Annotated in this window: 29 protein-coding genes; 14 read left to right on the forward strand and 15 right to left on the reverse strand. The window is 76.3% G+C overall.

All coding sequences use genetic code 11. The features are described 5' to 3' along the window. The first annotated feature begins 16 nt into the window (after window positions 1-16). Entirely contained in the window at window positions 17-889 is an 873-nt protein-coding gene (locus ACI798_RS06045; protein ID WP_456939457.1) for an NAD(P)-dependent oxidoreductase, read from the forward strand. Here ACI798_RS06045 and ACI798_RS06050 read toward each other — a convergent pair. After that, entirely contained in the window at window positions 867-1,394 is a 528-nt protein-coding gene (locus ACI798_RS06050) for an endonuclease V (RefSeq protein ID WP_457047477.1), read from the reverse strand. The genes ACI798_RS06045 and ACI798_RS06050 overlap by 23 nt on opposite strands. Before the next feature lie 110 nt (window positions 1,395-1,504). Beyond that, window positions 1,505-1,672 (reverse strand): hypothetical protein, encoded by a 168-nt coding sequence (locus ACI798_RS06055; RefSeq protein ID WP_457047478.1) that lies wholly within the window; start codon window positions 1,670-1,672, stop codon window positions 1,505-1,507. Window positions 1,673-1,781: 109 nt separating this feature from the next. Here ACI798_RS06055 and ACI798_RS06060 point away from each other — a divergent pair, with 109 nt between their 5' ends. Beyond that, the gene (locus ACI798_RS06060) at window positions 1,782-2,195 is read left to right on the forward strand and encodes a PPOX class F420-dependent oxidoreductase (protein WP_456939454.1); all 414 of its coding nucleotides are present in this window, start codon (window positions 1,782-1,784) and stop codon (window positions 2,193-2,195) included. A gap of 41 nt (window positions 2,196-2,236) precedes the next feature. Here the strand turns inward: ACI798_RS06060 and ACI798_RS06065 are convergent, their stop codons facing one another. Then, the gene (locus ACI798_RS06065) at window positions 2,237-3,076 is read right to left on the reverse strand and encodes a helix-turn-helix domain-containing protein (RefSeq protein ID WP_456939453.1); all 840 of its coding nucleotides are present in this window, start codon (window positions 3,074-3,076) and stop codon (window positions 2,237-2,239) included. Window positions 3,077-3,113: 37 nt separating this feature from the next. On the opposite strand from ACI798_RS06065, the gene ACI798_RS06070 reads away from it, so the two are divergent. The 5 genes from ACI798_RS06070 to ACI798_RS06090 are packed head-to-tail and all read left to right on the forward strand — an operon-like array spanning window position 3,114 to window position 6,172. Further along, complete coding sequence (locus tag ACI798_RS06070; RefSeq protein ID WP_456939452.1) at window positions 3,114-3,674, forward strand: TIGR03086 family metal-binding protein; 561 nt, start codon at window positions 3,114-3,116, stop codon at window positions 3,672-3,674. A 29-nt stretch (window positions 3,675-3,703) separates the two neighbouring features. Further along, window positions 3,704-4,615: an alpha/beta fold hydrolase gene (locus tag ACI798_RS06075; protein WP_456939451.1), complete on the forward strand. Its 912-nt coding sequence runs from the start codon at window positions 3,704-3,706 to the stop codon at window positions 4,613-4,615. Further along, window positions 4,612-5,241, forward strand: coding sequence for a class I SAM-dependent methyltransferase (locus tag ACI798_RS06080; RefSeq protein ID WP_456939450.1), 630 nt, complete (start codon window positions 4,612-4,614; stop codon window positions 5,239-5,241). The genes ACI798_RS06075 and ACI798_RS06080 overlap by 4 nt, the downstream gene beginning before the upstream one ends. Continuing rightward, window positions 5,238-5,795, forward strand: a complete 558-nt coding sequence (locus tag ACI798_RS06085) for a hypothetical protein (RefSeq protein ID WP_457047479.1) — start codon at window positions 5,238-5,240, stop codon at window positions 5,793-5,795. The genes ACI798_RS06080 and ACI798_RS06085 overlap by 4 nt, the downstream gene beginning before the upstream one ends. Continuing rightward, on the forward strand, window positions 5,792-6,172 hold the full coding sequence (locus ACI798_RS06090) for a DUF4267 domain-containing protein (protein WP_457047480.1): 381 nt from the start codon (window positions 5,792-5,794) through the stop codon (window positions 6,170-6,172). The genes ACI798_RS06085 and ACI798_RS06090 overlap by 4 nt, the downstream gene beginning before the upstream one ends. Window positions 6,173-6,188: 16 nt before the next feature. Here ACI798_RS06090 and ACI798_RS06095 read toward each other — a convergent pair whose 3' ends face one another. Continuing rightward, window positions 6,189-6,797, reverse strand: coding sequence for an NUDIX hydrolase (locus ACI798_RS06095; protein ID WP_457047512.1), 609 nt, complete (start codon window positions 6,795-6,797; stop codon window positions 6,189-6,191). After that, window positions 6,788-7,567, reverse strand: a complete 780-nt coding sequence (locus ACI798_RS06100; RefSeq protein ID WP_457047481.1) for a sporulation protein — start codon at window positions 7,565-7,567, stop codon at window positions 6,788-6,790. The genes ACI798_RS06095 and ACI798_RS06100 overlap by 10 nt, the downstream gene beginning before the upstream one ends. Before the next feature lie 189 nt (window positions 7,568-7,756). Here ACI798_RS06100 and icmF point away from each other — a divergent pair, with 189 nt between their 5' ends. The 3 genes from icmF to ACI798_RS06115 all read left to right on the forward strand — a co-directional run bounded on the left by icmF (window position 7,757) and on the right by ACI798_RS06115 (window position 13,033). Beyond that, window positions 7,757-10,993, forward strand: coding sequence for a fused isobutyryl-CoA mutase/GTPase IcmF (gene icmF, locus ACI798_RS06105; RefSeq protein WP_457047482.1), 3,237 nt, complete (start codon window positions 7,757-7,759; stop codon window positions 10,991-10,993). Then, on the forward strand, window positions 10,993-11,820 hold the full coding sequence (locus ACI798_RS06110; RefSeq protein WP_457047483.1) for a helical backbone metal receptor: 828 nt from the start codon (window positions 10,993-10,995) through the stop codon (window positions 11,818-11,820). The genes icmF and ACI798_RS06110 overlap by 1 nt, the downstream gene beginning before the upstream one ends. Window positions 11,821-11,908: 88 nt before the next feature. After that, on the forward strand, window positions 11,909-13,033 hold the full coding sequence (locus ACI798_RS06115) for an NDMA-dependent alcohol dehydrogenase (protein WP_456939444.1): 1,125 nt from the start codon (window positions 11,909-11,911) through the stop codon (window positions 13,031-13,033). Window positions 13,034-13,056: 23 nt separating this feature from the next. Here ACI798_RS06115 and ACI798_RS06120 read toward each other — a convergent pair whose 3' ends face one another. The 6 genes from ACI798_RS06120 to ACI798_RS06145 form a co-directional block, all read right to left on the reverse strand. Further along, on the reverse strand, window positions 13,057-13,728 hold the full coding sequence (locus ACI798_RS06120) for an enoyl-CoA hydratase-related protein (RefSeq protein WP_457047484.1): 672 nt from the start codon (window positions 13,726-13,728) through the stop codon (window positions 13,057-13,059). A 41-nt stretch (window positions 13,729-13,769) separates the two neighbouring features. Further along, complete coding sequence (locus ACI798_RS06125; RefSeq protein ID WP_457047485.1) at window positions 13,770-14,372, reverse strand: helix-turn-helix domain-containing protein; 603 nt, start codon at window positions 14,370-14,372, stop codon at window positions 13,770-13,772. A gap of 57 nt (window positions 14,373-14,429) precedes the next feature. Next, window positions 14,430-15,329, reverse strand: coding sequence for an SDR family NAD(P)-dependent oxidoreductase (locus tag ACI798_RS06130; protein WP_456939441.1), 900 nt, complete (start codon window positions 15,327-15,329; stop codon window positions 14,430-14,432). A 156-nt stretch (window positions 15,330-15,485) separates the two neighbouring features. Next, the gene (locus ACI798_RS06135; protein ID WP_456939440.1) at window positions 15,486-16,064 is read right to left on the reverse strand and encodes a GNAT family N-acetyltransferase; all 579 of its coding nucleotides are present in this window, start codon (window positions 16,062-16,064) and stop codon (window positions 15,486-15,488) included. Between the two features lie 52 nt (window positions 16,065-16,116). After that, a complete protein-coding gene (locus ACI798_RS06140) occupies window positions 16,117-16,596 on the reverse strand; it encodes a hypothetical protein (protein ID WP_456939439.1) in 480 nt (159 codons plus the stop codon). Between the two features lie 86 nt (window positions 16,597-16,682). Next, the gene (locus ACI798_RS06145) at window positions 16,683-17,252 is read right to left on the reverse strand and encodes a hypothetical protein (RefSeq protein ID WP_456939438.1); all 570 of its coding nucleotides are present in this window, start codon (window positions 17,250-17,252) and stop codon (window positions 16,683-16,685) included. 301 nt (window positions 17,253-17,553) lie between these two features. Between ACI798_RS06145 and ACI798_RS06150 the strand changes: the two genes are divergently transcribed. From ACI798_RS06150 to ACI798_RS06160, 3 genes are all read left to right on the forward strand, one after another. Further along, window positions 17,554-18,003, forward strand: coding sequence for a flavodoxin family protein (locus ACI798_RS06150; RefSeq protein ID WP_457047486.1), 450 nt, complete (start codon window positions 17,554-17,556; stop codon window positions 18,001-18,003). Window positions 18,004-18,019: 16 nt separating this feature from the next. Further along, entirely contained in the window at window positions 18,020-19,393 is a 1,374-nt protein-coding gene (locus ACI798_RS06155) for an FAD-dependent oxidoreductase (protein WP_456939436.1), read from the forward strand. Window positions 19,394-19,533: 140 nt separating this feature from the next. Further along, a complete protein-coding gene (locus ACI798_RS06160; RefSeq protein WP_456939435.1) occupies window positions 19,534-20,007 on the forward strand; it encodes a DUF3237 domain-containing protein in 474 nt (157 codons plus the stop codon). Here the strand turns inward: ACI798_RS06160 and ACI798_RS06165 are convergent. Beyond that, complete coding sequence (locus ACI798_RS06165) at window positions 20,004-21,149, reverse strand: MalY/PatB family protein (protein WP_456939434.1); 1,146 nt, start codon at window positions 21,147-21,149, stop codon at window positions 20,004-20,006. The two genes, ACI798_RS06160 and ACI798_RS06165, sit on opposite strands and share 4 nt — an antisense overlap. A 57-nt stretch (window positions 21,150-21,206) precedes the next feature. On the opposite strand from ACI798_RS06165, the gene ACI798_RS06170 reads away from it, so the two are divergent. Then, on the forward strand, window positions 21,207-22,106 hold the full coding sequence (locus ACI798_RS06170) for a diacylglycerol/lipid kinase family protein (RefSeq protein WP_457047487.1): 900 nt from the start codon (window positions 21,207-21,209) through the stop codon (window positions 22,104-22,106). Between the two features lie 4 nt (window positions 22,107-22,110). Here ACI798_RS06170 and ACI798_RS06175 read toward each other — a convergent pair whose 3' ends face one another. The 3 genes from ACI798_RS06175 to ACI798_RS06185 form a co-directional block, all read right to left on the reverse strand. Further along, window positions 22,111-23,127: an LLM class flavin-dependent oxidoreductase gene (locus tag ACI798_RS06175; RefSeq protein WP_456939432.1), complete on the reverse strand. Its 1,017-nt coding sequence runs from the start codon at window positions 23,125-23,127 to the stop codon at window positions 22,111-22,113. Window positions 23,128-23,155: 28 nt separating this feature from the next. Then, on the reverse strand, window positions 23,156-24,595 hold the full coding sequence (locus tag ACI798_RS06180) for a M1 family metallopeptidase (protein WP_457047488.1): 1,440 nt from the start codon (window positions 24,593-24,595) through the stop codon (window positions 23,156-23,158). Window positions 24,596-24,680: 85 nt separating this feature from the next. Continuing rightward, complete coding sequence (locus ACI798_RS06185) at window positions 24,681-26,453, reverse strand: GAF domain-containing SpoIIE family protein phosphatase (protein WP_457047489.1); 1,773 nt, start codon at window positions 26,451-26,453, stop codon at window positions 24,681-24,683. Window positions 26,454-26,469: the final 16 nt, after the last annotated feature.

Below are 26,469 nucleotides of genomic sequence, written 5' to 3' on the forward strand. Positions count from 1 at the left end.
GACGGAGGAGGACGGCGTGGCCGGACCGACGGTGGCGGTGCTGGGCACCGGGACGATGGGCGCGGGGATGGTCACCTCGCTGCGGCGGGCCGGGCTGCCCGTGCGGACGTGGAACCGGGACCCCGCCAAGGCCGAGGCGCTCACCGGCACCGGCGCGGAGGCGTTCGGCTCGTCGGCCGAGGCCGTCGACGGCGCCGACGTCGTCCTCACGATGCTGCTCGACGCCGACGCGGTGCTCGACGTCGTCCGGCAGGCCGCGCCCGCCGCCGGGACGACGTGGCTGCAGTGCTCGACGGTCGGCGTCGAGGGCGCCGACCGCACCGTCGAGGCGGCGCGCGAGCTGGGCCTCGTGCTCGTCGACTGCCCGGTCCTCGGCACCAGGGAACCGGCCGCGAAGGGCGCGCTGACCCTGCTGGCCAGCGGCCCGGAGGAGGCGCGCGAGCGGCTGGCGCCGGTGTTCGGCGCGCTCGGCTCGAAGACCCTGTGGCTCGGCGAGGCCGGCGCCGGCAGCCGGCTCAAGCTCGCCTGCAACTCGTGGCTGTTCATGCTCACCGCCGGCACCGCGCAGGCGATCGCGCTGGCCCGCGCCCTCGGCCAGGACCCGCAGCGCTTCCTCGACGCGATCGAGGGCGGGCCGGTCGACTCCGCCTACGCCCACCTCAAGGGCCGGCTGATGCTGGCCGGCGACTACCCGCCGAGCTTCGGCCTCACCGGCGCGGCCAAGGACGCCCGGCTCATCCGCGCGGCGCTACAGGCCGGCGGGGTTCCCGACCGGCTCACCGCCGCGGTGCTCGAGACGATGGAGGCCGCCGCCGGCCGGCTCGACGACCCGGGCGCGGTGGACATGGCCGCGGTGGTCGAGGGCCTCACCCCGGCCGACCGCGGCTGAGCCGGGCCACCCGGCGGGCCGCGCGCAGCGGCTCCGGCGTGCGGACCCCGGCCGTCGTCGCCAGGACGACGGCGGCCGCGGTCGCCGGGCCGGTGCGCCAGCCGGCGGAGGCCACGACCGGGCGCACGCCGGGTACCACGCGCACCGCCCGCGCCACCTCCTCGCCGTCGAGCAGCAGGGGAGCGGAGTCCCCGCGCGCCGGCCCGGGCGGGTCGCCGAGGGCGGCCAGCGGCCGGGCGGTGACGCCGACGCTCGGCAGGTCCAGCACGGCGCCCAGGTGCAGCGCCAGCCCGGCCCGCCGCGGGTGGTCCCGCCCGGCCGCGGCGACCAGCAGGACGTCGGGCCGGCGGGGCAGCGCGGCCACCGCGGCGGCCAGCAGCGGCCCCTCCCGCAGCGCGAGCAGCGCCGGCGTGTACGGGCCCGTCGCCGGTCCCCGGACGACGGCGGCCGCGTCGCCCAGCACCCCGGCCGCGACCAGGTCCTCCCCGTCCTCGACCGCGGCCACCGCACCGGCGAGCGCCCCGGCAGGTGGGGACCACGGCGGCGGGCGCAGCGCGGCGAGCCGGTCCTGCTCGGCGGCCAGCGCCGCGGCGTCGGCCGGCCAGCCCGCCGCGGCTACCGCTTCGAGCTCTCGGTCAGCCGGCGCAGCCCGGCTTCGGCGTCCCGGTGGCGGGGGCCGGCGCCGGTGGCGTCGTCGGGCAGCGTGCGGTCACGCCGCTGTCGAGGGGGCGGGCGGTCGCCGTCGGTCGGGGCGGCGCCCGGGTCCCTCGACAGGGAGGCCATGGCAGCTCCAGGACGGGGAGGGGACGGCGGTCGCCCCACGGTGGGCTGCCGGGTCGGGGCCCGCAACACGGACGGCGTGCGCCGGAACGGGTCGGGGTAGTCACCCACGGTGGCAGACACCCAGGACGGCCCCGCGCTCCACCCGGTCACCCGCGAGCTCGCGGAGGGCCCCAACTACGCGGCGATCAGCACGCTGCTGCCCAGCGGGCGCATCCAGACGCAGTACATCTGGGTCGGCACCGACGGGGAGCGGCTGTTCGTCAACACCGAGACCGGGCGGCGCAAGTTCGAGAACCTCCGGCGCGACGCCCGGGTGACCCTGGCCATCCGGGACGAGTCCGACCCCTACCGCTACGCCGAGGTGCGCGGCCGGGTGACCGACACGACCACCGGCCCCGAGGCGCGGGCGCAGATCGACGAGCTGTCGCAGAAGTACGACGGCCGGCCCTACCCGCCGGAGAACATCAGGACCGAGCGGGTCATCGTCTGGATCGAGCCGGAGCGGCAGACGACGACGGGATAGCCCCCGTGCTCTGCCCCTACTGCGCGTAGCGCACTCTGCCCCTACTGCGCGTACCGCGCGGCGAACTCGCCCGGTGTCATCCCGGTGACCCGGGCGAAGTCGCGGGTCAGGTGCGGCTGGTCGGCGTAGCCCAGGTCGGCCGCCACCCCGGCCAGCGTCGCCGTCCGGTCGCGCAGCCGGCCGGCGGCCTCCTGCAGCCGCCGCCGCTGCACCAGCCACTTGGGCGTCAGGCCCAGCCGGCGGGACACCAGCCGCTGCAGCGCCCGCTCGGACAGCCCCGTCTCGGCACACAGCTGGTCGACCCGGGTGAGGTCCGGCCGCGACTCGACCAGCGCCACCAGCCGGTCGACCAGCGCGCCCTCCTCGTCGACCGGCAGGAACCGGTGCAGCGCGTCGTCGTAGGCGGCCCTCGCCTCCGCGTGCGCCGCGGGGGAGTGCGGGTCGGCGGCCATCGCCGCGCGCACCCGCGCGGCCAGCCGGGCGCCGTCGGCGCCGAGCACCTCGCCGACGTCGACGTGCCGGTCGGTGTACGCCGCCACCGGCCCGCCGGCCACCAGCGCACCGGCGGCGGGGGTGAGCATGACGCCGACCGCCCAGCCGTCGCCGGTGAGCGTCGTCGTCGACAGCCCCGACACGACGCCGTAGAAGCGGGCGTAGTCCGGCGCGACGACGACCAGGCAGACCGGGTACTGCAGCACCCGCTGCACCGCCTCGTCCCCGGGCGGCACCGACCAGACCGGGATCCAGAACCGCTGCACCAGCGCCGCGAGCGGGCCGGTGGCCTCGTGCCGGTACATGACGTGCGAGGCGTCGCGCGGGTCGCGCAGGTGCGCCCGCTCGATGGTGTCGCGGCGGTGGACGGCGGCGCTGTCGGGTTCCATCAAGACGCAGGCTGCCGCACGCGGCCAGGCTCGGGCCATGGACACGACGACCACCACGCCGATCGCCGCCGACTACGCCGCCGTCCTGGAGCCGCTGCTCGCCGTCGCCGACGCCGTGCCCGCCGCCGGGTGGGACGCCGCCACGCCGTGCGAGGACTGGACCGCCCGCGACCTGGTGACCCACCTCGTGGACACCCAGCGCGAGTTCCTCACCGGCCGGGGCATCGACCTCGGCCCCGCGCCCGACGTCGCCACCGACCCCGCCGCGGCCCTGCGCGGGCACGCCGCCCGGGTGCTCGCCGCCGTCGCCGACCCGGCCGTGGCCGACGCCGGGTACGACGGCTTCTCCGGCCCCACGACGGTGGGCGAGACCCTGGCGCAGTTCTACGTGTGGGACATGGTCGTGCACCGCTGGGACCTCGCCCGCGCCACCGGCCAGGACGCGACGCTGACGGCCGCCGAGCTCGACCGCATCGAGTCCGGCGCCCGGAGCTGGGGCGACGCCCTCTACACGGACGGCATCTGCCGGCGGGTGGACGCACCGGAGGGCGCCGACCGGCCGGCGCGGGTCCTGGCGCTGCTCGGCCGCCGCGCCTGACCCGCCCGCCCGCCGGGTAGCCCCCGGGCATGCACCCCGGGAGCACCCACCTCGCCGACGGGCCCCGCGAGGGCCGGCTGCAGCTGCGCGACGGCCGCACCATGGCCTACGCCGAGTGGGGCGACCCCGACGGCCGGCCGGTGCTCGGCTGCCACGGCTCGCCCAGTTCCCGGTTCGAGCGGCACGTCGAGGACCCCGCCGCCTACCGGCGGTGGGGTGTGCGGTTCGTCGTCCCCGACCGGCCCGGCTTCGGCGCCTCCGACCCCCAGCCCGGCCGGCGGGTGACCGACTGGCCCGACGACGTCGTCCAGCTGCTCGACGCCCTCGGCATCGACCGGTTCGCCGTCCTGTCGCTGTCCGGCGGCGCCGCCTACGCGCTGGCCTGCGCGCACGCCCTGCCCGACCGGGTGACCGCCGTCGGCATCCTCGGCGGCGCCCCGCCGCCGGACGTCCCGTGGCCGTGGCCGGGCTGGCTGCCGACGTCGGTCCGCGCGGCCGCGCACCGCCCGTCCCCGGCGACGGCGGCGCTGCTGCGGCCGGTGTTCGCGCCGCTGACGGTCCGCCCGCAGCTGCTGCCCCGCTACCTGCAGCTGCGGCTGAACCCCGCCGACCGGCGGGTGATCGGCCGGCCCGCGGTGCGGCGGGTGCTCGCGCGCACGTTCACCGAGGGGCTGCGCCAGGGCGCCGGGGTGCTGGCCGAGGACCGGGCGCTGCTGTTCCGGCCCTGGGGCTTCCCGGTCGGGGAGGTGCGTCAACACGTCCACCTCTGGCACGGCACCCAGGACTGGCAGGTGCCGGTCGCGCTCGGCCGGGTGCTGGCCGGGATGCTGCCGTCGGTCACCGCGCACTGGCACGCCGGCGAGGGGCACTTCCTCGTCTTCGACCACGCCCGCGACGTCTACGGTGCGCTCGCCCGCGACGTGGGTAGCCGCCCGGCATGACTGCCGCGCGCGGGAGCAGCACCGTGCCCCCGACCTACGTCGACGCCAACCGCCTGTGGGTCGACTCCCGCCTCCGGTACGAGATCGGCCTGCGGGTCGAGGGACGCATCCTGCGCCGGCTGGGCGCCCGCGGCGAGCGCGTCGTCGAGATCGGCACCGGCCGCCGCGGCCTGGGCGCGCGGGTCGCCGTCGAGCGGCTCGGCGCCACGCAGGTGACCGCGTTCGACCTCCACCCGGCCAGCGTGGGCCGCGCCCGCATCGCCTGCGCCGACCTCGCCGACCGGGTGGCCTTCCGCGTCGGGGACGCCACCGCGCTCCCGGTCGACGACGCGAGCACCGACCTCGTCGTCGACTTCCACGCCCTGCACCACGTCCGGGACTGGCGGGCCGCCGTCGCCGAGGTCGCGCGGGTGCTGCGCCCGGGCGGGCAGCTGGCGCTCACCGAGATGACCGCGCGGTTCGTGGACGCGCCGTGGCTGCGCGCGGTCTCCCGCCACCCGGCCGACCGGTTCTCCACGGAGCAGCTGCTGGCCGAGCTGCGCGCGCACGGGCTGGAGGTGCCGCCGGGGCGGCTGCGGCGGGCGGCCGGCGACCGCTGGATCCAGGCCGTCGCGACCCGCGCGTGAGCGTCTCCGCGGTCGTCCGGGAGACCCTGGCGCTGCTGCGCCGGCACGCCGGGCGGGTCTACGCCCTCTCGCTCGCGGTCACGCTGGTCAACACCGTCCCCGACGTGCTGCGCCAGCTGCTCGTGTACCGGGACCCGAGCGTCGCGCACGCGCTGCTGGTCGACGTCGTCGGCTTCGCCACCGGCCTGCTCGCCCAGCTGTGGCTGACCGGCGCGCTCACCGACCTGCCCGGCACCGGCCGGGTCCGGCCCGTCGGCGCGCTCGCCCGGGGGACGGCGACCGCGCTGCGGGCGGTGCGCACCTCGCCGGCCGCGGTGGTCGCCGGCGTGGTGCTCGGCGGCGCGGTGTCGGCGCTGCTGACCGTGCCCGCGTCTGTCGCCGCGCTCGGTCTCGAGCACGTCGTCGGCCCGCTGGGCGCCCCGTCGGCGGCGGCGTTCACCGTGGCGACGCTCAGCGACGTGGTGGCCAGCTGGGCGACGCTGCCGTTCCTCGCCGTCGTGCTGGTGCTCACCGCCGGTTCGAGCAGGGCGTTCGCGGGCAAGGGCCGCCCGTGAGCAGTCACGACTGGGACGTCACCCGCAGGACCGTCGGGTCGCTGTCGGTGTGGATCGGGACGGCGGCGCTGTTCGCGCCCCGGTGGATCGCCGAGACGCTCGGGGTGCGCCCCGACGCGGCGCGGGACGACGTCGCGCTGCCGCTGCTGGTGCGCCTGGGCGCGGCCCGCAACATCGCGATGGGCGCCGCGCTGCTGGTGACCCCGGCACCGCAGGCGCGGCGCACCACCGAGGTGACGCTGCTGCTCACCGCGCTGGACGCCGCCGCGGTGTGGACCTCCCGCGTCGAGGGCGACGTGGCCCGGCGCAGCGCCGTCCTGTCGGGGATCGTGCTGGGGCTCGCCTCCTACGGCGCGGCTCGCTGGCACCGCCGCTGACGCCGGACCGGACGCGCTAGCGCCAGGCGAAGACCGGCTGCTCGAGGTGCGCCACGCGGGTGTGCCGCCCGCGGCACACCACCTGGCAGAACTGGTACACGACCGCGGCGGTCGGGGCGTGCACCCAGCCGCCGAGCAGCGGCAGCCGGATGACCGGCGCGTCGGACTCGGGGATGGACACCAGCACCGGCTCGACGTCCAGGTCGGCCAGCGGCACCTGGTACGCCGCGGCCACCTCGGCCTCGGCCGGGCGCAGCTCCCCGGCGTCCCCGGCCCACACGACCACCGGGGTCATGACGTAGCCGGAGCGGGTCACGTAGTCGTCGAGCAGGCCGAGGACGTCGTCCGCCCCGCGGACCAGCCCGACCTCCTCCTCCAGCTCGCGCAGCGCGGCCTGCACCGGGGTCTCGCCCGGGTCGAGCCGGCCGCCGGGCAGCGCCCACTGCCCGGCGTGCGCCCGCAGCCCGGCCGCGCGGCGGGTGACCAGCAGGGCCGGGACGTCGCCGGTGCAGGTGACGCAGACGGCGACGGCGGCCTGGCGCAGGTCGGGGCGGCCGGCCGCGCGCCGCGGGAGGTCCCGCAGGCGCGCGGCCGCCGTGTCCCGGTCGGGGGTGCTCAGAGCCAGCCGCGCCGGGCGCCGAGCTGGCGGACGGCGGCGTCGAGCTGCGCGGCCACCGCGGAGACGTCGGTGTCGTGGTGGCCGAACTGCAGCCGGCCGCCCACGTCGCGGCCCTCGGTGAGCAGCCCACCGCGCCGGTCCACCTCGAGCACGACCTCGACGCCGTGCGGGCCGGCCAGGAAGGTCACCTCGAGCTCGTTGACGCGCCCGCGCAGCGACGACGGCGGCGCGAACTCGACCTCCTGGTAGAAGGGCAGGTCGCTGCCGGCCAGCCGGCCCTTCTCGACGTCCGCGCCGCGGAAGCGGAAGCCCAGGCCGTCGAGCGCCCGGACGACGGTGCGCTGGACCGGCAGCGGCTCGACCGTCACCGCGTCGAGGTCGCCGGGGTCGACGGCGCCGGGGATGTCGACCTTGGTGCGCAGGCCGATCTTCACGCCGCGCAGCGTCCAGCCGTCGAGCGTCGTGAAGGGGCACTGCCAGGGCACCGGGAAGCTGAACGGGATCGCCGCCTTCGCGCCCGCCTCGATCCGGCCGTCGCCGGCGATCGGCGCGGTGCCGAAGGTGACGTTCTCCTTCCACTCGTTGTCGCCGCTCTCGACCTCGACGGTGGCCTGCAGGGACACCCGGATCTCGTTGATCTCCTGGGCGACCTGCCCGCCGGTGAGGTGCACGGTGCCGGTGACGGTGCCGCCGGGGGTGGTCACGGGGCGGTCGAGGACGGCGTCGACGCTCGCGTTGCCGGCGCCGAGCTTCGCCATCAGGTTGCGGAAGGCCATGGGGGTGCTGCTCCGTTCGGTTCGGGGACGGCGGGCACCCTGACACGACGGCCGGGACCTGACGAGGGGTTCCCGCGCGTGCCGGTCAGCCTCCCACCGGGCCGACGTCACCGGGCCGGTCCGCGACGCCCCGTGTGGGACACGCCGAGATGGTTGGGCGTCCTACTAAATCGCGCCTACCGTGCAGCCATGGCGTCTGCGGAGCTGCACGTGCCCGTCCACCCCGTCCGCTTCGTCACCGCGGCCAGCCTGTTCGACGGGCACGACGCGGCGATCAACGTGATGCGGCGGCTGCTGCAGAGCCAGGGCGCGGAGGTGGTGCACCTCGGCCACGACCGTGGCGTCGACGAGGTGGTGCGGGCCGCCGTCGAGGAGGACGTGCAGGGCGTCGCGATCTCCAGCTACCAGGGCGGGCACGTCGAGTACTTCAGCTACCTCAAGGAGCGGCTGGCCGACGCCGGGGCGGGCCACGTGCAGGTCTTCGGCGGTGGCGGGGGCGTCATCGTGTCCGAGGAGATCGCCCTGCTCGCCGAGCGCGGGGTGCGGGTGTTCAGCCCCGAGGACGGCGCGCGGCTCGGTCTGCCCGGGATGATCAACGAGCTGGTGCGCGCCTGCGACGTCGACCTGACGGCCGAGGGTCCCGACGTCGACGCGCTGCTCACCGGCGACCCGCGGGCGCTGGCCCGGGCGATCAGCGTGCTGGAGGCCGGCGCCGACGAGGCGCTCGCCGCCCGCGTCCGCGAGGCCGCCGCGACCCGCACCGTGCCGGTCCTCGGCATCACCGGCACCGGCGGGTCGGGCAAGTCCTCGCTCACCGACGAGCTGCTGCGCCGGCTGCGCCGCGACCAGGAGGACAAGCTGCGGGTCGCCGTCGTGGCGATCGACCCCAGCCGCCGCCGCGGTGGCGGCGCGCTGCTCGGCGACCGGATCCGGATGAACGCGCTGGAGTCCGGCGACGGGTCGCACACCTTCTTCCGCTCGATGGCCACCCGCACCGCCGGCGCGCAGGTGCCGGCGCACCTCGACGACGTCCTCGCCGCGGTGAAGGCCGCCGGGTTCGACCTGGTCATCGTGGAGACGCCGGGCATCGGGCAGGGCGACGCGGCGATCGTGCCGTTCAGCGACGTCTCGCTCTACGTCATGACGCCGGAGTTCGGCGCCGCGTCGCAGCTCGAGAAGATCGACATGCTCGACCTCGCCGACGTCGTCGCGATCAACAAGTTCGAGCGGCGCGGCGCCGAGGACGCCCGCCGCGACGTCGCCCGCCAGATGGTCCGCAACCGCGAGGCGTTCGGCGTCCCGTGGGAGCAGATGCCGGTGTTCGGCACCAGCGCCGCCCGCTTCGACGACGACGGCGTCACCGCGCTCTACCAGCACCTGCTCGGCCTGCTCGTGGAGAAGGGCCTGCCCGCGGGCACCGGTGTGCTGCCGCGGGTGGACGTGCGCGCCTCGACCGGGCTGGCCAGCGTCGTCCCGTCGTCGCGGTCGCGGTACCTGGCCGAGGTGGCCGAGGCGGTGCGGGCGCACCACCGGGTGACCGAGGAGCAGGCCGCCGTCGTCCGGCGGCGGGAGCACCTGACCACCGCGGCCGACGTGCTGGACGGGGACGCCGCCGAGGCGGCGAGGGCGGCGGCGGAGGCCGCCGACCGGGAGCTGCTGCCCGAGGTGCGCACGCTGCTGGAGGAGTGGCCGGCGCGGGTGGAGCAGTACTCCGGCGACGAGTTCGTCTACACGGTGCGCGGGAAGGAGATCCGCACCCCGCTGAAGCGCCAGACGCTCAGCGGGACCGAGGTGCCGCGGGTGGCGCTGCCCCGGACCTCCGACGCCGCCGGCCTGCTGCGGTTCCTGCGGCGGGAGAACCTGCCCGGCGCGTTCCCGTACACGGCCGGCGTCTTCCCGTTCAAGCGCTCCGGCGAGGCCCCGGCGCGGATGTTCGCCGGCGAGGGCGACGCGTTCCGCACCAACCGGCGGTTCCGGGTGCTGTCGGCCGGCAACGAGGCCACCCGGCTGTCGACGGCGTTCGACTCGGTGACCCTCTACGGCCGTGACCCGCAGCCGCGGCCCGACGTCTACGGCAAGGTCGGCACCTCCGGCGTCTCGATCGCCACGCTCGAGGACATGCGGGTGCTCTACGACGGGTTCGACCTGTGCGCGCCCACGACGTCGGTGTCGATGACGATCAACGGCCCCGCCCCGGCGATCCTGGCGATGTTCATGAACACCGCGATCGAGCAGCGGCTGGACCGCTTCCGCGAGGAGGAGGGCCGCGAGCCCGACGCCGCCGAGGCCGAGGAGATCCGCGCCTGGGTGCTGGCCACCGTCCGCGGCACGGTGCAGGCCGACATCCTCAAGGAGGACCAGGGCCAGAACACCTGCATCTTCTCGACCGAGTTCGCGCTGCGCTGCATGGCCGACATCCAGGAGTGGTTCATCCAGCACCGGGTGCGCAACTTCTACTCGGTCTCGATCTCCGGCTACCACATCGCCGAGGCCGGGGCCAACCCCATCAGCCAGCTCGCCTTCACCCTCGCCAACGGCTTCACCTACGTCGAGGCCTACCTCGCCCGCGGCATGGCGATCGACGACTTCGCGCCCAACCTGAGCTTCTTCTTCTCCAACGGGATGGACGCCGAGTACACGGTGATCGGCCGGGTCGCGCGGCGGATCTGGGCGGTCGCGATGCGCGACCGCTACGGCGCCGGCGCGCGCTCGCAGCAGCTCAAGTACCACGTGCAGACGTCGGGCCGGTCGCTGCACGCGCAGGAGATGGACTTCAACGACATCCGCACCACCCTGCAGGCGCTGTGCGCGATCTACGACAACGCCAACAGCCTGCACACCAACGCCTACGACGAGGCGGTGACGACGCCGTCGGAGCACTCGGTCCGCCGGGCGCTGGCCATCCAGATGATCATCGACCGCGAGTGGGGGCTGGCCGGCAACGAGAACCCGCTGCAGGGGTCGGCGATCGTCGAGGAGCTCACCGACCTGGTCGAGGAGGCGGTGCTGGCCGAGTTCGACCGGATCGCCGAGCGCGGCGGCGTGCTGGGCGCGATGGAGACCGGCTACCAGCGCGGCCGGATCCAGGACGAGTCGATGCTCTACGAGCACCGCAAGCACGACGGCTCGCTGCCGATCGTCGGCGTCAACACCTTCCTCGGCCCCCGCTCGGGCTCCGAACCGCCCAAGGAGCTGGAGCTGGCCCGCGCCACCGAGGCGGAGAAGCAGTCCCAGCTGGACCGGCTGGCCGACTTCCACGCCCGGCACGCCGACGAGGCGCCGGCGGCGCTCGCCCGGCTGCAGGAGGCGGCGACGTCGGGCGGCAACGTCTTCGACGCGCTCATGGACGCCGTCCGGGTGTGCTCGCTCGGCCAGATCTCGGACGCGTTCTTCGAGGTGGGCGGCCAGTACCGCCGCAACGTCTGATGGAGGACCCCGCTGCCCCCCACCACTCGCTGCGCTCGTGGCGGGCCCCTGCAGCGGGGCCGTTCCAGCACGTCACCACCGATGACCTCGGGGAGCCGGTGCCGCTGGCCGGGCCGGCCCGGCGGGTGGTGTCGCTGGTGCCCTCGCTGACCGAGGCGCTGGCGGTGACCGTGCCCGAGCGGCTGGTCGGCGCCACCGACTGGTGCACCCACCCCGCGGACCTCGACGTGCCGCGCGTCCGCGGCACCAAGAACCCCGACCGGGCGGCGATCGCGGCGCTGGCGCCCGACCTCGTCGTCTGCAACCGGGAGGAGAACCGGCGCCTGGACGTCGAGCGGCTGCGCGCGGCGGGCGTCGCGGTGTGGGTGACGGTGATCGAGTCGGTGGACGAGGCGCTGGCCTCGATGCGGCGGCTGTTCGCCGAGGCGCTGGGCGTCCCCGAGCCCGGCTGGCTGACGGACGCCGCCCGCGCGTGGGCGGAGCCGGCGCCGGAGCCGCCGCTGCGCTGCGCCGTCCCGGTGTGGCGGGACCCGTGGATGGTGGTCGGCCCGCGCACCTTCACCGGTGACGTGCTGGCCCGTCTCGGGCTGGTCAACGTCTTCGGTGCGGGGGTCGACCGCTACCCGCACGTGTCGGTCGACGACGTCCTGGCCGCGCGGCCCGACGTCGTCCTGCTGCCCGACGAGCCCTACCTCTTCACCGCCGACGACGGCCCCGAGGCGTTCCCCGGGGTGCGGTCGGTGCTGGTCTCCGGGCGGGCGCTGACCTGGTACGGCCCGTCGCTGGCCACCGCTCGCGCGGACCTGCTGGCCGCGATCCGGCGCTGACGGATTCCGCAAACCGGGCGTCCTCCGATACTGTCCGGTACCTCAGTGTGACCCTCGTCACCTGCCCGGATGCCCGCGAGGAGCCGTCGTGAAGACCCGCAGTGCCGTACTCCACACCCAGCCCGGCCGGTACGAGGTCACCGAGGTCGACCTCGACGAGCCGCGCGAGGGTGAGCTGCTCGTGCGGATGGCCGCCGTCGGGCTGTGCCACACCGACGACCACGACGTCCCGCCGGGGAGTGCCCCGCCCCTCCGGCTGCCCCTCGCCGGTGGCCACGAGGGCGCCGGCGTCGTCGTCGGCGTCGGTCCCCACACCCCCGGGTGGGCCGAGGGTGACCACGTGGTGCTGAGCTTCGTCGCGGTCTGCGGACGGTGCCGGATGTGCTCGACCGGCCGGCAGAACCTCTGCGACCTCGGCGCGCGGCTGTTCAGCGGGGCCCGGATCGAGGACCCGACCAGCTTCCGGATGTCCTACCAGGGCAGGCCGGTGGGCCAGGCCTACGGCCTCGCCGCGCTGAGCGAGCACACCGTCGTCGACGCGCGGTCGGCGGTGAAGATCGACCCCGACGTGCCGCTCGACAAGGCCGCGCTCGTCGGCTGCGGCGTCCCCACCGGATGGGGGTCGGTCACCAACCTGTCCGACGCCCGCGACGGCGACGTGGTCATCGTCATGGGCGTCGGCGGGATCGGGATCAACAGCGTGCAGGCCGCCCGGGCCATCGGCGCGCGGGCGGTCATCGCCGTCGACCCGGTCGAGTTCAAGCGCGAGACCGCCAAGCAGCTCGGCGCGACGCACACGGCCGGGACCATGGCCGAGGCCACGGAGCTCGCCCGGTCCATGACGAACGGCCAGGGCGCCGACGCGACCGTCGTGGCGGTCGGTGTCGTCACCGGCGACCACATCGCCGAGGCGGTGGCCTCCATCCGCAAGGCCGGCACGGTCGTGCTCACCGGCACCGGGAGCATGCGCCAGGCGGGCGGCATCCCGATCAACCACACGATGTTCACGGTGTTCCAGAAGCGGCTGCAGGGCGCGCTGTTCGGCGGCTGCAACCCCCGGTGGGACATCCCCAGCCTGCTGAGCCAGTACGTGGCCGGGACGCTCAAGCTCGACGAGCTCGTCACGCGGACCTACTCGCTGGACCAGGTCGCCGAGGGCTTCGACGACATGAAGGCCGGCAAGAACATCCGCGGGCTCGTCGTCTTCGACTGAGCGGCCGGCCGCCCTGACGGTGCTCAGCCGCGGGGGGTCACCGCGTCCCGCAACAGGGCCAGGGCCGGGGCGTACAGGCGGGACTTGATGGTGCCCAGGGTCGGGCCGGCCTTCCCGGCGTGCGCGGCGGCGATCTCGACGGCGGCCGGGCGGACGTCCTCCTCGGCGACGGCGCTGTCGACGATCGCCGCCGCGAGGGCGTCCGTGCCGCCGTAGCGGCGGCCGGTGGTCATCGCCACGTGCGCCGTCTGCGGGGTCAGCCGGGCCTGGACCAGCGCGGACATGCCGGGGCTGAACGGGAGGTCGATGTCGATCTCCGGCAGGCACCAGAAGCCGCGGTCGGCGCGCATGACCCGCTGGTCGTGCGCGAGCGCGAGCATCGCCCCGGCGGCGAAGGCGTGGCCCTGGACCGCCGCGACGCCGACCACCGGCAGCGCCAGCACCCGGGCGAACAGCCGCTGGACGCGGGCGACGTAGGCGTCGCGCTGGTCGGCGTGGTCGGCCAGCCAGGCGAGGTCCAGGCCGTTGGAGAAGAACTTGCCCGTGGCCGTGGTGACCAGAGCCCGGGGGCCGGGGGCGCCCTCGACCTCGTCCAGGGCGCTGTCGACGGCGGTGAGCCAGTCGGGGGAGAAGCGGTTCTCGTCGTCGCCGAGGTCGAGCACGAAGACGTCGTCGTGGCGGTCGAGCGTGGGCACGGGAGGCTCCTGGGTCCGTGGTGGGGGTGGGGGAGGGCGACTCAGGCCGGGGGACCGCAGTCGACGACCGCGCCGACGGCGGCGGCGAGCTGGGTGCGGGTGTGCGGGTGGACCCGCCCGGCGCGGATCCCGGGGAACAGCAGCGCGGCGGGCAGGCGCACGACGCAGGTGGTGACGGCACCGACGGCGGCGGCGTCGTCGCGGTCCCAGAGCGAGCGGGCGAGCCGGCGCAGCGTGTCGAGCAGGGCGGCGTCCAGGGCGCGCAGGCCGTCGGCGACGTCCGAGGCGACGGCGGCGGTGATCACGTCGTCGCGCTGCAGCCCCACCAGCAGCCGCGCCGCCCGCAGGTCCTGCTCGGCGAGCCGGGCCGGGGCGTCCGCGGCGGCCTGCACCGCCCGGCGGGCGTCCCGGCCGGCCTCCGCGACGGCCGCCTGCTGCTGGTCGAGGAACTGCCGCGCGCGGCGCAGCCAGGCGGCCCCGGCGACGGTCTCCAGCGAGCCGAAGGCGTGGTAGATGCTGCCGTTCGAGGCCCCCGACCGGGCGGCCAGCGCGCGGACGGTCAGTTGCGCGCGGCCGCGGTCGACGAGCAGCTCCTCGGCGGCGTCGAGGACCGCGTCGGGCGCGTGGAGCCGGGGCCGGGGCATCGGTACCTCCTCCGTGGACGAGGTACCGCAGCGTAGTGGAGCGAGCGCTCCACCACGTCAGCCGGGGGCGCGGGCACCCTCCGCGGGCTCCGTCCTGGGTGCCGGCACCGCCTCGGGGACCGTCCGTGGCGGGCCCATCTCGCGGGCCATCATCCCCTGCTCGAGGCGCATGACCAGCGAGGGAGACAGGCGCATCAGGCGCCACATGACCCGCGCCCACCGGGGTGCGACGATGACCGCCCGGTTGCGGTCCACCCCGCGCAGCACGTCCGCGGCCAGCGCGTCGGCGCTCTGCACGTGCCCCCCGCTGGCCCTGGTGAGCACCCCGCGGACGTCGGTGGCCTCCGCGGTGGGGACACGTGGGAGGTCCGGCGGCATCCCCTTGTCCAGCAGCGGGGTGTCGACGACGCCGGGACACACCACGCTGACCCGCACCCCCCGGGGCGCGGCCTCGACGCGCAGTGCCAGCGACAACCCCACCACCGCCCACTTCGTCGTGCCGTACGGAGCGGCCCCCGGGTTCGGCAGCAGGCCGGCGAGCGACGCGGTGTTGACGATGTGCCCGGAACCCTGGCGCAGCATCAGGGGATAGGCGGCCCGGACGCCGTGCACCACCCCGCGCAGGTTGACGTCGATCGCCCGGTCCCAGTGGGCCGGGGACAGCTCTTCGACGGGCCCGTGGATGCCCAGGCCGGCGTTGTTGAACATCAGGTCCAGCCGCCCGTGCCGCCCGGCCGTGTCGGTCACCAGGGCGCCGACCGCGTCCGCGTCCCGCACGTCGACGGCAGCCGCCGAGGCCGTCCCCGGGCCGAGGGCCGCGAGCCGCTCCGCGGCCTCGGTCGCGGCCGCACCCTCGACGTCCGCGAGGACCACCCGGTCACCCCGGCGCACCAGCGCCGCTCCCAGCGCCCGCCCGATCCCCGAGGCGCCTCCGGTCACGATCGCCACCCTGGTCATGGCCCACTCCCGACAGCCGGCTCCGTGGACGTCGCTCCTGGGGACCAGCCTCGTGCGCCCGTGGACACCGGACACCGTCCTGCGCACCGCCGGCGGTCGCGGTCGGCGTGGGCCGCCCGATCGTCGACCGGCTGTGACGACCGGTGACGTCCCGGGTCAGGGGAGGGCGCGGCGCACGAGGACGCGGGGGAAGCCGCCGGCGACGGCGTCGGTGTCCGCGGCCTTGGTGAACCCCGCCCGCTCGAACAGCCGCCGGGTGCCGACGTAGGCCATGGTCGTGTCGACCCGCTCGTCCCCGCTGTCGGCGGGATAGCCCTCGACGGCGGGGGCGCCGTTCGCCGCCGCGTACTCGACCGCCCCTCGGAGCAGGGCGTGCGCGATGCCCTTCCCGCGGTGCCCCGGACGCACGCGCACGCACCACAGCGACCACACCGGCAGGTCGTCGACGTGCGGGATCTTCCGCGACCGCTCGAAGGGCAGCTCCGACCGCGGCGCGACCGCGGCCCAGCCGGCGACCTCGCCGTCGTCGTAGGCGAGCACCCCCGGCGCGACCGGGCGCCCGGTGAGCTCGCGGACGTACTCCCGCCGGGCGGGCCCGACGAGCTCCCGGTTGGTGCGCGAGTCGAGCCGGTGGCTCAGGCACCAGCAGACGTTCGCGTCCGGGGTCCGCGGGCCGAGCACCGTCGCGACGTCGTCGAACCGCTCCCGCGTCGCCGGGTGGACCTCGATGGCCATCGCGCCACGCTAGTGACGCCGGCGGCGTGCGGCCACGCCCCGGAGCCCGGGCTCAGGTGCCGAGAGCCGCCGGAGCGGTGCCCTCGGGCGCGGTTCCGGATCCCCCGCGGTCGACGGCGCGACGGCGGCCGAGCCACCGGTCGGTCAGCCGGACGGTGAGCACGGGCAACAGCCCGATGGTGGCGAACACGGCGGAACCGAAGCTCACGACACCGAGCCACTGGAGGGCGCCGAACCCCGCCGTCGCGCCGACCTCCGCCGCGGCCACCCCGACGGCCGGCAGGCAGAGGAACAGCGCCCCGGCGACCGGCAGCAGCCAGCGCAGCCGGTGCACCGTCAGCCCGGCCACCGCGCCGCCCGGGACCGCGACCAGCACGTGGAGCAGCAGGACGAAGGACGTCCCGCTCCACGAGAACGTGCTCGACCCGCTGGCCGCGAGGCTGACCAGGGACATGAGCGCGCGGCTGACCGCGCCGAGTGACGCGCCGGCGACCAGGGCCGCCAGCACCCCCGTACCGATCCTGAGGCCCACGTTCCTCCGTCCGCCGCGCCGATGGCGGCGGGAGGCTAGCGGTCAGGCGCCGCGTGGAGGGGCGTCTCGCGTGCCGCCTCCCCGGGTCAGCGGCCCGGCTGCGCGCCCGCCAGGAACCGCTCGACGATCCCCGTCCACCGCTCGCGGGCAGCCTCGTTGGCCTCGAGGGTGGGCAGGCCCATCTGGGTCGCCACGAGCGACGCCGTCCCGTTCCTCTTCGGCTCGCTGGTGACGACGACCGAGGAACCGTCGGCCGCCTTCGTCCGCCAGGTGATGCGCCGGTCGGTGCCGCTGACCCGGAGATCGCCGCCGGCGACGACCTCCTGCACGGCCGCGTCGCCGTCGGCGAACGCCCGCCACCGCTCCATGAGCTCGGCCATGCCGAGCGGCGTGGCCCGGCTGACGCTGGTCTGGAAGGTGCCGTCGGAGCGCTGGCCCGGGACGCGGCGGCCGATGTGGTGCTCGTAGGCGACCGTCACCGACTGGGTCCACCAGCCGCGCTGCTCGAAGCCGTCGCCGAGCTCCTCGTAGACGTGCAGCGCGATCTGCTGGTGGTCGAGGTCCCGCGCGCCGACACCGTCCAGGAACCGGAGCCACTCGTCCCACGTCCGCTTCGTGGTCCGCTCGATGGGCCCGATCCGGGGGTTGTCCGCCATGCCCGCGATCCTGCGGGACGTGGGCTCGGCGCGTCGAGCACCACCGGACGCGTCCACGCAGCGTCGTCGTCGCTGTCTCCCGGGATGCGGGAGGCGGCGGTCGAGCCCTCGCCGACGGCGGCCCTCGTCCGCACCTCGGCGACCAGGCGTGCCCGGTGTCGACCTGCTGCGGTCTCCGCCGGCCCGGGACAGCCGGAGGTCGGCGACCGGCGGCAGGGTCAGCGGGTGGGGACCTACGAGCCGTCGCGCCTCGTGGTCGCGGCCGTCGGCGGCGACCGACCGGCGTGGGCAGGATGGCGGCATGCCGCGGCTGCTCGTCGTCCACCACACGCCCTCGCCGAACCTGCAGGCGGTGCTCGAGGCGGCCCGCGAGGGCGTGGCGATGGTCGAGGAGGCCGAGCTGGTCGAGCGGCCGGCGCTGTCGGCCGGGCCCGCGGACCTGCTCGCCGCCGACGGCGTCCTGCTCGGCACCCCGGCCAACATCGGCTACATGAGCGGCGCGCTCAAGCACTTCTTCGACACGGTCTACTACCCGTGCCTGGACGCCACGGTCGGCCTGCCCTTCGGCGTCTGGGTGCACGGCGGCGACGACACCGCCGGCGCGCTGAGGGCCATCGGCACGATCACCGGCGCCCTGCGGTGGAAGCAGGTCGCGGCACCCCTGTCGCTCACCGGCGCCCCGACGAAGGACGACCTCGAGGCGGTCCGCGAGCTCGCCGCCACCGTCGCGGTGAGCCTGGAGGGCCGCTGAGTCCTAGCCTGCCGGGATGAGCACCCGTCTCGTCGTCATCGGAGGGGACGCCGCCGGCGGCAGCGCGGCGTCCCAGGCCAGGAAGCGGCGGCCCGACCTCGACGTCGTCGTGTTCGAGCGCGGCCGCGCGACCTCCTACTCCGCGTGCGGCATCCCGTACTGGATCTCCGGCACCGTCGACAGCGAGGCGCAGCTGGTCGCCCGCACGCCCGAGCAGCACCGCGCCGCCGGAATCGACGTCCGCACGCGCACCGAGGTCGTCGGCATCGACACCGACAAGGGCGTCGTCCACTGGCGCGACCTCGACGCCGGCACCCAGGGCACCGAGCCCTACGACGACCTCGTCTACGCCACGGGCAGCGTGCCGATGCGCCCGCCGGTCGAGGGCATCGACGCGAAGGGCGTGTACGGCGTCCAGGTGCTCGACGACGGCGTCGCGCTGCGGGCCGAGCTCGACAGCGGGCGGGTGCAGCGGGTGGTCGTCGTCGGCGGCGGCTACATCGGGCTGGAGATCGCCGAGGCGTGCCGGGTGCGCGGGCTCGAGGTCACCGTCGTCGACAAGTCGGCCACCCCGGTGGGCACCTTCGACCCCGACGTCGGCCGGTTCCTCGCCGACGGCGTCCGCAGCGAGGGCGTCGACCTGGTCCTGTGCGACGGCGTCGCGGGCATCGACGTCGACCGCGACGGGCGGGCGCGCGCGGTGGTCACCGAGAGCGGCCGCGAGCTGCCCGCGGACCTCGTCGTCCTCGGCCTCGGGGTGCGGCCGAACGTGCGGCTGGCGAGGGAGTCGGGCATCCCGCTCGGCACCTCCGGGGGCGTCGCCGTCGACCAGCGGATGCGCACGCAGGTGCCCGGGGTGTGGGCGGCCGGCGACTGCGTGGAGTCGGTGCACCGGCTGTCGAAGCAGCGGGTCGTCGTCGCGCTCGGCACGCACGCGAACAAGCAGGGCCGGGTGGCCGGCATCAACATCGGCGGCGGCTACGCCACCTTCCCTGGCGTCATCGGGACGGCGATCACCAAGATCTGCACGGTCGAGGCCGCGCGCACCGGGCTGTCGGAGCGGGAGGCCGAGGACGCCGGCTACGCGTTCGTCACCGCCGCCGTCGACTCCACTACCACCGCCGGCTACATGCCGAACGCGTCCCCGATCCGGGTCAAGATGATCGCCGAGCGGCGCAGCGGCCGGCTGCTCGGCGCCCAGGTGGTCGGCGAGGAGGGCGCGGCCAAGCGGATCGACGCGCTGGCCATCTGCATCTGGAACGAGATGACCGTCGACGAGGTCCTGTCCCTGGACCTGTCCTACGCGCCGCCGTTCGCGCCGGTGTGGGACCCGGTGCTCATCGCCGCCCGCAAGGCGTTCGAGGCGGTGGAGGCCGACACCCGCCGGTGACGCAGCCGGGGGTCCGCGTGCACGCGCCGTGTCCGGAACGCCCGGGGGCGCGCGGGTTCCTTGACCGTCCGGTCGGGGCGGCGGGCCGTCCGGGCCCGGGGCGGGCTCCCGGCCCGCCCCGTCCCGGGGGGAGGGACGGCATGCCCCATCTGGTGCCGGAGTTCGACTACCACGCGAACGTCGAGCCCCACCCGGTCGGTCCGGGGCCCTACGGGAACCGCCTCGAGGCGACCATCACCGGCGGCGAGATCTCGGGGGACCGCCTCAAGGGCACGATCGTCGGCGGTGGCGCGGACTGGATGCTGGTCGGCCCCGACGGCTTCGGCCGGCTCGACGTGCGCACCACGATGCGGACCGTCGACGGCGCCCACGTCTACGTCCAGTACGGGGGGATCTGGGAGCTCACCCCGGCCGTCCTGGCGCTCATGCAGGGCGGGGACACCCCGACGGACTTCGGCGACCAGTACTTCATCACCACCCTCCGGCTCGAGACCGGCGACGAGCGCTACGCGTGGGTCAACCAGACGGTGTTCGTGGGAGAGGGGCGCCTGCTGCCCGGGGCGCGGGTGGAGTACCGGGTGTACCGGGTGGCCGCCGGGGAGCCGCCCTCCTAGCGGGCCAGCACGCCCGCCATCCGCCCGACGATCGCGGTCAGCACCGGCTCGGGGGTGGCCAGGTTCAGCCGGACCGCGCCCCGGCCGGCCTCGCCGCAGCGGGCGCCGTCGACCACCGCCACCCCGGCCCGCTCGAGCAGCAGGTCGCCGGGGGCGTCGGCCGGGAGGCCCTCCAGCCAGGCCAGGTAGGTGCCCTCCGGCGGGCGGTAGCGGACGCCGGGCAGGTGCGTCGCGACGAGGTCGGCGAGCAGCCGGCGGTGCCGGTCGAGGACGGCGATCGTCTCCTCCAGCCAGCCGACGCCGTCCCGGTAGGCGGCGGTGTTGGCGACCGCGCCCAGCGTCGAGCAGCCGTGCTCCACCTCGTGCCCGACCCGCGCCCACAGCGCGGCGTCGGCGTCGTTGGACAGCACCAGCTGCGCGCACTTGAGGCCGGCGAGGTCCCACGCCTTGGACGCGCTGGTGGCGCTGAGCGTGTGCGCGGCGGTGGTGTCCGACAGCGACGCGTAGGGCACGTGCCGGGCGCCGGGGAAGACCAGCGGCGCGTGCACCTCGTCGGAGAACACCCGGCCGCCGTGCCGGTCGACCACCTCGGCGACGGCGAGCATCTCCGCGGGCTCGAGCACCCGGCCGATCGGGTTGTGCGGGTTGCACAGCACGAGCAGGTCCCCGCCGGCGCGGAAGGCGGCGTCGAGCGCGTCGAGGTCGTAGACGAACCGGTCGCCGTCGCGGGCCATCGGCACCTCGAGCACCTCCCGGCCCAGCGCCGGCGGCACCTCGAGGAAGGGCATGTAGGCGGGGGTCGGCAGGACCACCGGGGATCCGGGCCGGGACAGGTGGGTGATCGCCGCGGACAGCCCGGCCAGCACGTCGGCCATCGGCCGGATCCGCTCCTCCGGCACCTCCCAGCCGTGCCGGTCGCGCAGGAAGCCGGCGGTCGCCCGCGCCATGTCGGCGGCGAGCCAGTCCGGCAGGTAGCCGAACAGGCCGCGGGCGACGGCGTCCTGCAGCGCGGCGGTGACCGCGGGGGCGGTGCCGAGGTCGGACTCGGCCACCCAGGCGCCCAGCGCGTCGGGGTAGCGGGTCCACTTCAGGCTGCCGCGCGAGCGCAGGCCCGCGACCACGGCGTCGGCGTCACTCGTCACGGTGCCGATCCTGCCCGCGGGCGGCCGGGGTCCGCGCGGGCTGGGAGGGTGCTCCCCGTGCGGGTGCTGCTGGTGGTGAACGGATCGGCGGGGAGTGCCGACGGGCTGGACCCGGCGCTGGACGTGCTGCGCGCCGGTGCCGACGTCGAGGTCGCGGCGACCGCGGACGCGGGCGACCTCGGCCGGGTGCTCGCCGGACGGGACGGGCGCCGGCTCGTGGTCGCCGGCGGCGACGGCTCGGTGCACGCGGTCGTCGCCGCCCTGGACCACGCCGGCGCCCTCGACCCCGCCGACCCGCTCGGCGTCGTGCCGCTGGGCACCGGCAACGACCTGGCCGGCGCGCTCGGGCTCCCCGACGACCCGGCCGCCGCCGCGCGCTGCGTCCTCGACGGCGGCCCGCGCCGGCTGGACCTGCTGCGCGACGACGCCGGGGGTGTGGTGGTCAACGCGGTGCACGCCGGGATCGGCGTCCGCGCCGCGGACGAGGCCGTGGGACTCAAGGACCGGCTCGGCGTGCTGGCCTATCCCGTCGGTGCGGCGGTCGCGGGGATCGCCGGCGCGGAGCACCGGCTGCGGGTGACCGTCGACGGCGCCGTCGTCACCGCGCCCGCCGGCTGGGCGGCCGACGGGGGGACGCCGCTGCTCATGGTCGGCGTGTGCAACGGGCCCACGATCGGCGGCGGGACGGCGCTCGCGCCCGGCGCCGACCCCGGCGACGGCCTGGCCGACGTCGTGGTCAGCGCGGCCACCGGCCCCGCCGCGCGGGCCGCCTTCGCCGTCGCGCTGCTCGGCGGCCGGCACCCGGAGCGGGACGACGTCGTCGTCGTGCGCGGGCGGGAGGTCACCGTGTCCGGCGAGCCGGCCGGCCTGGACGCCGACGGGGACCTGCTGCCGCCGGTGGGTGCGCGCACCTGGCGGGTGGTCCCGGCCGCCTGGTCGGTGTCCGTGCCGCGCTGAGCGCTCAGGCGGCCGGGGACCAGCCGAGCAGCGGGCCCAGGCGCTCGGCCGTGTCGGTGAGGATCTGCTCGTGGTCGGCCTCGGCGAAGCTGAACGGCAGCGCGAACACGACCTCGGTGACCTCGCGGAAGCCGGCGTGCGCGTACAGGGCCTCGGCGATCTGTTCGGAGGTGCCGAGCAGGTCGGGGGCGAACAGCAGCTTCCCCGGTCCCTGGGGGACCCCCACCCGCGGGCTGCGGGCCTCGACGTAGGCGGCGTACCGCTCCCGCTGGCCGGCGGTGGCGCTGTCGGTCGGGATGACCACCAGGCCCTGTGACACCCGCCCGGCGGGGTCCGCCTCGCGGAAGGCGCGCACCTGGCCGGCCTGGATCTGCGCGAAGTCGGTCGAGCCGCCCTCGGCGCGGACCACGCTGCTGGTGAGGAAGTGCATGCCCGCCTGCCCGGCCCACCGGGCGGAGCGGGTGCTCGCGCCGCCGTACCAGAGCCGGTCGCGCAGGCCGGGGGAGTGCGGCTGCACCCGGTCCGACCACTCCTCGACGACGCCCTCCCGCCCGGCGAACGACGCCGCGGGCTCGCCGGCGACCAGCCGCAGCAGCCGCTCCACCCGGGTGTAGGAGAAGTCCTCGACGTCGGCGGTGTCCGGGTAGAGCGCGCCCCGGACGTCGTCCCAGTGCATCGGCGGGCCGACGCTGACCCCGGGGTTGAGCCGGCCGCCGGAGAGGACGTCGACGGTGGCGAGGTCCTCCGCCAGCCGCAGCGGGTTCTCCCAGCCGAGCGGGGTGACCGCGGTGCCGAGCTCGATCCGCCGGGTCCGCTGGGTGGCCGCGGCGAGGACGGCGACCGGTGAGGAGATGCCGTGCTGCAGGTGCCGGTGGCGCAGCCAGGCGCTGTCGAAGCCGAGCCGCTCGCCGAGCTCGACCGTCCGCAGCGTCGTCTCGTGGCCCGCGGCCGGGTCGGCGGGGTCGAACAGGCCGATGGTGAGGAAGCCGAGGCGCTCGAGCGCGGTACCGGGGGCGGGCACGGAGCCGATCCTGCCCGCCCCCGGTGGGTCAGTTCAGGGCGGGCTTGTCCGGGTCGACGACCCAGTCGGTGAAGAAGGCGTCGAGCTCCTGCCCGCTGACCTGCTCGGCGAGCGCCACGAAGTCGGCGGTGGTGACGTTGCCGCCGGCGTTGGCGGTGGTCCAACGGTGCAGCAGGTCGAAGAAGGCGGCGTCGCCGATCCGGGTGCGCAGCGCGTGCAGCGTGGCCGCCCCCCGGTCGTAGACCGCGGCCGCGAACAGGCCGGTGGCCCCCGGGTCGCTCACCACGGTGCGCCAGAAGGAGCTCGTCGCGGAGCGGTTGTAGACCGCCTCGAACTGCTGCTGCGCGGTGCGGCCGCCCGACGCCTCCTCCCACAGCCACTCGGAGTAGGTGGCGAAGCCCTCGTTGAGCCAGATGTCCCGCCAGGTCTCCGGGCTCACGCTGTTGCCGACCCACTGGTGCGCCAGCTCGTGGGCGACGGTGCTCGCGTCCGGGACGCCGGAGTACACCGGCCGGGTCTGGGTCTCCAGGGCGTACCCGAGGTCCTCGCTGTCGTCGACGATCGACCCGAACGAGCTGAACGGATAGGGCCCGTAGAGGTCCTCGAAGTAGTCGATCATCGCCGGCTGCAGGTCGAGGACCGCGTCGGTCGCCGAGCCGGCCACGCCGTCGTCGACGAAGTCCAGGATCGGCAGCCCGTCGGGGCCGGTCCGCGTCGTCGAGGAGTAGTCGCCGATCGACGCCGTCGCGAGATAGCTCGCCATCGGGTCGCCGGCGTGCCAGGTGAAGGTCGTCCGGCCGCCGGAGGTGACCGGCGCGCCCACCGGCTCGCCGTTGGCCACCGCGGTCTTGCCCTCGGGGACGGTGATCCGGAAGTCGTAGGTGGCCTTGTCGGTCGGGACGTCGTTCACCGGGAACCAGGTCGGCGCACCCTCGGGCTCGTTGGCGACCAGGACGCCGTCGTCGACGGTCACCCAGCCGTAGAACGCCCCCTCGACGTCGGTGGGCCGCCCCGGGGTGCCGCTGTAGACCACGGTGACCTCGTGTGTCGTGCCGGCCCCGAGCTTCGGCGCGACGGTGACCACCAGCTCGCCGCCACGGCCCTCGGCGTCGACGGGCAGCTGGGTGAACCGGGCCGGCTTGCCGTCGACCAGCACCGAGGAGGCGGTCAGCCCGCGCAGGTCGAGCGAGAAGCTCGCCAGGTCCTGGGTGGCGGTGAGGGTGACGACGGCCGTGCCGTCCAGCCGGCCGTCGGCGTACCAGGACAGGTCCAGGTCGTAGTGCTGCACGTCGTAGCCGCCGTTGCCCGCGGCCGGGAAGTACGGGTCCCCGCCGGACGTGCTGCCGTCGGCGTAGCGCGGGGTGCCGGGGGCGCCGGGAGCCGCGGCAGCGGGGCCGGCGGCGGCGACCACGGACGCGGCGGCGACGAGGGCCACGGCGGCCCGGCGGTACCGGGGGCGGGAGCGCACGGATGACCTCCTCGGGCGGCCCGGGCGGGCCGGATCGGGACACCGTAGGGCCTCCGTGTTCCGGCCGGGTTCCAGGACCCCGCCGTCAGTGCACGCGGACGGCGAGCAGCGCGACGTCGTCGTCGGTGGAGCCCCGCACGCCCTCGAGCAGCCGGTCGAGCAGGTCGTCCAGCGAACCGGCGCCGTCCGCGGCGACGGCGGCGGTGAGCTGGGCGATGCCGTCGTCCAGGTCGGTGCGCCGGCGCTCGACCAGGCCGTCGGTGTAGAGCAGCACCGTGCTGCCCGGCTCCAGGGCGATGCGGTGGGTGCCCCGCGCCCGGGTGGCGTCCAGGCCCACGAGCAGGTCGGGGGTGGGAGCGAGCACCTCGACCCGGCCGTCGGCGTGCCGCAGCAGCGGCGGCGGGTGCCCGGCGTTGCTCCAGGACATCACCCGGCCGCCGTCGTCGCCGAGGTCGACGCGGCCGACCAGCGCCGTGGCCAGGGCGCCGGTGCGCAGGCCGGCGACGGCGGCGTCGAGCCGGTCCAGCGCCCTCGCCGGCGGCTCGCCGCCCTCGAACGCGAAGCCGCGCAGCATCGCCCGCAGCTGGCCCATGGTGGCCGCGGCCGCGACGTCGTGACCGTTGACGTCGCCGATCACCAGCACGGTGGCGCCGTCGGAGTCGTCGAAGGCGTCCCACCAGTCCCCGCCGACCTGCGCGCCGGCGCTGCTGGGCAGGTAGCGGGCGGCCAGCTCCAGCCCGGCCGGGGCGGGCAGCTCACCGAGCAGCGCGCGCTGCAGGGTGGTGGCCACCGACTCCTGCCGGGCGAGCAGCACCGCGCGGCCGACGGCCTGGGCGGTGTACTGCGCCAGGGCCAGGACCAGGCCCTGCTCGACCGGGCCGAACCTGTGCGGCTCGTCCCAGGCCAGGCTCAGCGTCCCCGGCAGCGCGCCGGCGACCGGCAGCGGCAGGTGCGCCGATGCCCCGGCCGGCCGCGGCGGCCGCGTGTGCGGGAACCGCTCGGCGGCGGTGGCCGGGTCGGGGAGGAACACCGCGCGCCCGGTGGCCAGCGCGACCGCCGGCGGGACCTCGGCGCCCAGGGGGAGGGAGGCGCCGTCGACGGAGGCGTCGTGCACGGAGGCGTCGTGCACGGAGGCGTCGTGCACGGAAGCGTCGTGGACGGGGGCGTCGTCCCCGGCGGAGCCCGGCACCAGCCGCAGCCGGCGGGTCGCGGGGTCGACGAGGGCCAGGCAGGTCCACGAGGTGCCCAGGGCCTCGGCGGCGGCGCCGGTGACGGCCGCGGCGACGTCGTCGAGGGTGACCGCGTCGGCCAGCGTCTCGGCGAACCGCAGCAGCAGCCTCGTCTGCTCGCCGACCCGCTCGGCGGCCCGGCGGGCGGCCTCGGCGTCCCGGGTCAGCGCGCGCAGCCGCAGCTCGGAGGCGGCCAGCCCGGCGACCTGGGTGAGCACCGCGACGTCGGCGTCGGTCCAGTCGCGGGGGCGGGAGTCGATGGCGCAGACCGCGCCCACGACGTCGCCGTCCGGACCGACCAGCGGCACCCCGCAGTAGGCGACCACCCCGAGGTCGTCGATCGCCCGGTTGGCCGCCAGGACCTCCACCTCGCGGGCGTCGCGGACCACCAGCGGCCGCGCGGTGGCCCGCACGTACTGGCAGAACGAGTGGCTCAGCGGGGTGCTGCGCCGGGCCTGCCACTCCGGGGGCAGCCCGACCGCGCCGGGGAACACCTGGCGGTCGGGCTCCACGAGCGTCACCAGCGCGGTGGGGACGTCGAGCAGCGTGCGGACCAGGACGACCAGCCGGTCGAAGTCGGCGTCGGCGATGCCCGACGGGTCGTCGGTCCCGCTGTCCGCGCCGCTCACGCGGCCACGGTAGTCG

The organism is Geodermatophilus sp. SYSU D01045 (assembly GCF_054050295.1).